This is a genomic window from Streptomyces sp. NPDC002076 (genome assembly GCF_053593835.1).
The window spans coordinates 1-1,428 of record NZ_JBSFDI010000072.1; the positions used below are offsets into that span (position 1 = coordinate 1).

The following is a 1,428-nucleotide window of genomic DNA, read 5'->3' on the forward strand; positions in this document are numbered from 1 at the left end:
GGTCATGTCCCGCGGGGTGGTGTAGTCACGGCAGCTGTTTCGGTTCCGGTTGTGGGGTGATCTGTGGTTCGGGTTCGGTTGGCTTGGTGGTGAAGAGCTCGGCCATGGAGGCTTCGGAGAGGTAGCGGCGGTCGAAGACCTGCCACTCGTCGTGGAGTTCGGCCAGGACCGCGGCGGCGAGCCGGTCCAGGGCGGCGGGGTTGGGGAAGACCTGGACGACGTCGGCCCGCCGTTTGATCTCCCGGTTCAGCCGCTCCAGCGGGTTGGTCGACCAGATCTTCTTCCAGTGCGCCGGCGGGAAGTCGGCGAACGCGGTGATGTCTGTTGCCGCATCCAGCAGCATCGTCTTGACCTGCGGGAACTGCCGTCCGAGCATGTCGGCGACCACGTTCAGCTGGGTGCGCACCTGCTCGCCGGTGGTCTGCGCGAAGATGGTGCGGATGGTCGCGGCGACCATCTCCCCGGAGCCCCTCTCGATCACCGAGAACACGTCCCGGACGAAGTGAACCCGGCACCTTTGCCAGGCCGCGCCGAGGAAAACGGTGCGGATCGCGGCCACCAGACCGCTGTGGCTGTCGGAGATGACCAGCTGGACGTTCTCCAGGCCGCGGGCCCGCAGCGAGCGCAGGAACTTCGTCCAAAACGGCTTCGACTCGCTGTCGCCGACCATCAGCCCGAGAATCTCGCGGTGCCCGGTGGCGGAGATCCCGGTGGCGATGACCACGGCCTGGGAGACGATCCGGTGATTCACCCTGGCCTTGCAGTAGGTGGCGTCCAGGAAGACGTAGGGGAAGACGGTGTGGTCCAGCGGCCGCTCCTTGAACGCGGTCAGTTCCTCTTCCAGCTCACCGCAGATGCGGGAGACCTCGGACTTGGATATCCCGCTGTCCGCCCCGAGTGCTTTGACCAGGTCGTCGACCGAGCGGGTCGAGACACCGTGCACGTATGCCTCCATCACCACGGCGAACAACGCCCGGTCGATCCGCCGCCGGCGTTCCAGCAGCGACGGGAAGAATGACCCGCTGCGCACCTTCGGGATCTTCAGGTCCAGGTCGCCGGCCTGCGTGGTCAGCAGCCTCTCCCGGTGTCCGTTGCGCCAGGTCGTGCGCGTCTCGGAGTGCTCGCGTGGCGCGGCACCGATCATCTCGGTGGCCTCGGCCTCGATCAGCTCCTGCAGGATGCGCTCGCACACCACCCTGATTGCTTCAACTCCATCGGCCCGACGTAGTGACTCAAGCAGCCGCATCAGCTCAGACTGGGACAAGGCCATCGCGTGCTCCTCTGGTCGAACTGCCCGTTCACCAGGGAGACTTGCGCGGTGGCCTGCCCTTGTTCAGGGAGCACGCACGGTCAGCGGATGCACGCCCCGGGCAGACACCCGCGCGTTCCGGGACCATGCCCGGCTACACCACTTCATGGGACGCGATC

General features: G+C 66.5%; 1 protein-coding gene. It reads right to left on the reverse strand.

Annotated elements, in window-relative coordinates; translation table 11 throughout:
• Positions 1–25: 25 nt before the first annotated feature.
• On the reverse strand, positions 26–1,270 hold the full coding sequence (locus ACWCQS_RS46030; protein WP_375996626.1) for an IS256 family transposase: 1,245 nt from the start codon (positions 1,268–1,270) through the stop codon (positions 26–28).
• Between the last annotated feature and the right edge of the window lie 158 nt (positions 1,271–1,428).